Raw genomic sequence first — 4066 nt, 5'->3', positions numbered from 1 at the left:
CGGTTCCCTACGAAACGAAAAAAGTGAAGGCCCGAGCTTTTCGCTCGGACCTTCTGCTGCGACCCTGACGGGACTTGAACCCGCGACCTCCGCCGTGACAGGGCGGCGCGCTAACCAACTGCGCCACAGGGCCTTGGTACCCCCAACGGGATTCGAACCCGTGTTGCCGCCGTGAAAGGGCGGAGTCCTAGGCCTCTAGACGATGGGGGCGCTAGACAGCTCGCCTATCATAAGCCCGGCGCGGCCGTAGCTCCAAACGGGCTGGTTACTAGGGCAAAACGTTCGATTAGCGGGCGATGGGAAGGAAGCGCGAGTCGGCGGAATCCACCACAGTCTTGCCAAACGGGAAGCAGGTCACTGGGATGAGCTTGAGGTTAGCCCATGCCAGAGGCAGGCCAATGATGGTGATGGCCTGCGCTGCAGCTGTCACGATGTGCCCCACAGCGAGCCACAGTCCCGCGACAATGAACCAGATGACGTTGCCAATCACGCTCAGTCCCCCACCGCGGCCGGTGTCCACGACTTCGCGCCCGAACGGCCACAGAACAAAGCCGGCGATGCGGAAGGAGGCCAGTCCGAACGGGATGGTCACGATGAGCAGGCACGCCACCACGCCCGCCAGGACGTAGCCGAGGAAGAGCCATACCCCGGCGGTGACGAGCCAGATGATGTTGAGAATCAGTCGAATGAGTGCCATACGCCAAGCATAGGTGCCCCCTACAGGTCGTGCTTCGCGGAAATCACGTTGAGCATCACCTGTTGCGGCACAACGCGCGACAGCGCAAACGCGACGGGCGCCATCGACCCCACCGCGTAGTGCGGCCGAGGACGCGCTGCGCGAATGGGCCGGAGCACCTCGCGCGCGACCCGTTCGGCGCTGATGCCACGAGACTCGTTGCGGTTCAGCCGCCGCAGCATCCGCCCGAATTCAGCAGCGTACGGCCCCGACTCGTCGACGTATGTGGTGCGGCGGGCGGAGAGGCCGGTGGCGATGGAGCCGGGCTCGAGCGTCGTGAAGCCAATGCCAAACGGGGCGACCTCGCGGCGGGCGGCGGAGGCAAATCCTTTGATGGCGGCCTTCGACGCGACGTAGGACGAGCGAAAGCCGAGCGGGAAGCTGCCCAGCATGGAGCCGACCATCACGACGCGTCCGCGCCCTGCCGCACGCATGGCTGGCAGGAGGCGTTGTGTGAGGTCCACATGCCCGATCACGTTGACTTGGAAAAGCCGCTCCAGCGCGTCTCGGGGAAGCTCCTCAAACGGCCCGGACTGCGATTCGCCGGCATTATTCACCAGCACCGCGGGCGTGCCCAACGCCAAAATCTCGGCCGCGCACGCCTCAATCGACGCCGGGTCCCCGAGGTCAAGGCCCACGTATGTCACGCCCTCAATGCGCTTATCGACGCCCTCCGGCCTCCTCGTCGTCCCCACCACCCGAAAGCCCTCCTCCACGAGGAGCCGGGCAGTGGCCTCCCCGATACCGGAGGTGGCGCCGGTGACGACGGCGAGGTCGCCGGCGCCTACGGGTGGAAGCTGCGGGGTGGAAAAAAGTCGTGTGATTCCCATGCCCGAATCTTAGGTGAGCAAAACAAGACTCACAGCCATAACGGCCATTCCGCCGATAACTCCGTAGACGGCGGCGTGGTGGCGGCCGGTAGCAATCGCGGTAGGCAGCAGCTTATCCAGGCTGACAAAGACCATGATGCCGGCGATCACGGCAAACGTGATGCCCAAAGACGCAGGGCCAAGGAAGGGACGGAGGAACAGGTAACCAATGACGGCGCCGGCGGGTTCCGCCAGTCCGGAGAGCGCGGCCCATCCGGCGGCAGCCCACTTCTTCCCGGTGGCTTCGCGCAGCGGGACGGCCACGGCGATGCCTTCGGGCACGTTGTGGATCGCAATGGCCACAGCCAACGGCAGCGCCAACGACGCGTCCTGCAAAGCCACGAAGAAGGTGGCAAAGCCTTCGGGGAAGTTGTGGATGGCGATGGCTAGGGCCGTCATCACCCCCACCTTCCGCATCCGCGCTCCCCCTGTGGCGCTGGGCTCCTCGTGGGGGTTGATCTCCTCTGGCACGAAGCGGTCAATCACCGCGATGAGCAGCACCCCAGCAAAGAACGCCACTGGCCCCCATACCTCGGCACCAGACACTCCAGCGTCCTCCAGGCCGTCGACACCCGCGGGCAGCAACTCCACCAAGGAGATGTACAACATCACGCCGGCAGAGAACCCGAGGGCGGCCGCTAAGAAGCGTTCGCTGGGGGTGGCGTTGGAGGGCGACGATGAGGCCGCCAAGGGCCGTCGATAAGCCTGCGAGAGCGCAGATGACGAATGCGACCATGCGTTAATTCTGCTCGAGTCGGGCGAGCAACACGTCACGCACCTCGCGGCGGCGGATCTTGCCCAGCTGGTCCGTTGGCAGCGCTTCGAAGTGGTAGAACGTGCGCGGCACCTTGTAACGCGTCAGGTTCTCGCGCGCGAAGTCCTTCAGGCCATCCGGGTCGAGCTTGGTGCCCTCGCCGAGCACCACGCACGCGACGACGTCCTCCGACCCATCGGTGCGCGGGCGGCCCACCACGGCGACCTCCACGATGTCCGGGTGGCGGCGCAGCGTCTCCTCCACCTCGGCGGGGTACACATTGAAGCCACCGGTGATGATGAGCTCCTTGATGCGGCTGACCAGCTTCACAAACCCGTCCTCCCCCATCACACCCATGTCGCCGGTGCGGAACCAGCCGTCGTGAAAGGCCTTCTCCGTGGCCTCGGGGTTATTCAGGTAGCCGCCGAAGACCTGCGGCCCCTTGGCCAGGATCTCGCCGGGCTCGCCGTACGGCATGTCCTCGTCGAGATTCTCCGGGTTGGCAATGCGGATCTCCGTGTCCGGGAACGGCACACCGATGTAGCCGGGGCGACGGTCGTCGCTGGCGGGGTTACCAATGAGGATCGGCGAGGTCTCCGTCAGCCCATACCCCTCCACGAGGCGGCCGCCGGTGAGCTCCTCCCAGCCCTCAATGACCTCCGCTGGCAGGGACGAGGCGCCAGAGAAACCGGTCTGAACGGCGGACAGGTCCACCCCCTCTTCCTTGGCGGTCTCCACGATGCGCTCAAACACCGTGGGCACACCCGGCACGAAGGTGGGCGGGTTCTTCTTTTTCATCTCGCTCATGATCAGCTCCATCTGCGGCGCCGGCAGCAAAATCAGCTCGGAGCCGATGAGCAGCGTGAGCGTGAGCGAGAACGTCAGGCCATACGCGTGGAAGAACGGCAGAGTGGCCAGCATCCGCTGCCCGGGTTTCTGCAGGTCCTTCACCCACGCTACGCCCTGCTGCGGGTTGGCCAGCAGATTACGGTGCGTGAGCACAGCGCCCTTCGGGGCACCCGTCGTGCCCGAGGTGTACAAGATGAGCGCGGGGTCATCGGCATTGCTTGTCTGCGCCCCCAGCGCCTCCCCCGCCCCCACCCCAAGCAGGTTCTCCCACGGCAGCGTGCCCGTGGATGGACCGGTGAGTGCGGCGCGGGCCTCCTTGACCTTCTTGATGGGCAGGCGCAGCGCCAGGCGCTTGGTAGCGGGCATGGCCTTGGTCATGTCCACGCTGACGACTGTTCCGAGCGGCGTGTCCTTCTTCAGCTTCTGCACCGTGTCGGCAATCTTGTCCCACACGATGGCCACTTTGGCACCGTGGTCGATGAACTGTGGGCGCAGCTCATTGGCGGTGTAGAGCGGGTTGTGCTCCACCACGACGGCGCCAAGCTTCTGTACCGCGAAGAAGGCGGCAACGTGCTGCGGGCAGTTCGGCAGCAAGATGGCAACCCGGTCCCCTTTGCCCACACCGAGCTTCTGCAGACCCGCTGCCGCTGCGCGGACCTGGTCGTCAAGCTCCCCGTAGGTCTGCCCCTTGCCGAAGAAGCGCGTGGCAGGCTTGGCGGAGTTCTTGGCCAGGTTGGCCTGGTAGATGTCGTCGAGCGTCTCATCCCCGTAATCAAGGGAGTGGGCAGTCCACTCGGGGTAGTACTTCAGCCAGGGTTTATCAGGGTGTGCAGCCATAGCCGCAACGATACGCCCCTT

At 65.2% G+C, this 4066-nt stretch carries 3 protein-coding genes, 2 tRNA genes and 1 pseudogene; all 6 read right to left on the bottom strand.

What is annotated here, in order from left to right; all coding sequences use genetic code 11:
* Positions 1 to 59: 59 nt before the first annotated feature.
* The 6 genes and pseudogenes from L8U60_RS10655 to L8U60_RS10630 all read right to left on the bottom strand — a co-directional run bounded on the left by L8U60_RS10655 (position 60) and on the right by L8U60_RS10630 (position 4045).
* A tRNA-Asp gene (locus L8U60_RS10655) sits at positions 60 to 133 on the bottom strand.
* 1 nt (position 134) lies between these two features.
* A tRNA-Glu gene (locus L8U60_RS10650) sits at positions 135 to 210 on the bottom strand.
* Between the two features lie 76 nt (positions 211 to 286).
* Positions 287 to 688, bottom strand: a complete 402-nt coding sequence (locus L8U60_RS10645) for a YccF domain-containing protein (RefSeq protein WP_269966344.1) — start codon at positions 686 to 688, stop codon at positions 287 to 289.
* Between the two features lie 29 nt (positions 689 to 717).
* On the bottom strand, positions 718 to 1566 hold the full coding sequence (locus L8U60_RS10640) for an SDR family oxidoreductase (RefSeq protein WP_269966342.1): 849 nt from the start codon (positions 1564 to 1566) through the stop codon (positions 718 to 720).
* A gap of 9 nt (positions 1567 to 1575) precedes the next feature.
* Positions 1576 to 2341 (bottom strand): annotated as a pseudogene (zupT, locus tag L8U60_RS10635) (zinc transporter ZupT).
* Between the two features lie 3 nt (positions 2342 to 2344).
* Positions 2345 to 4045 (bottom strand): long-chain-fatty-acid--CoA ligase, encoded by a 1701-nt coding sequence (locus L8U60_RS10630; RefSeq protein ID WP_269966343.1) that lies wholly within the window; start codon positions 4043 to 4045, stop codon positions 2345 to 2347.
* Between the last annotated feature and the right edge of the window lie 21 nt (positions 4046 to 4066).

It is taken from the genome of Corynebacterium meitnerae (assembly GCF_027570075.1).
Lineage (GTDB): Bacteria > Actinomycetota > Actinomycetes > Mycobacteriales > Mycobacteriaceae > Corynebacterium > Corynebacterium meitnerae.
Note: the sequence above shows the minus strand (reverse complement) of the source record. Positions and strands in the feature narration are given on the sequence as shown.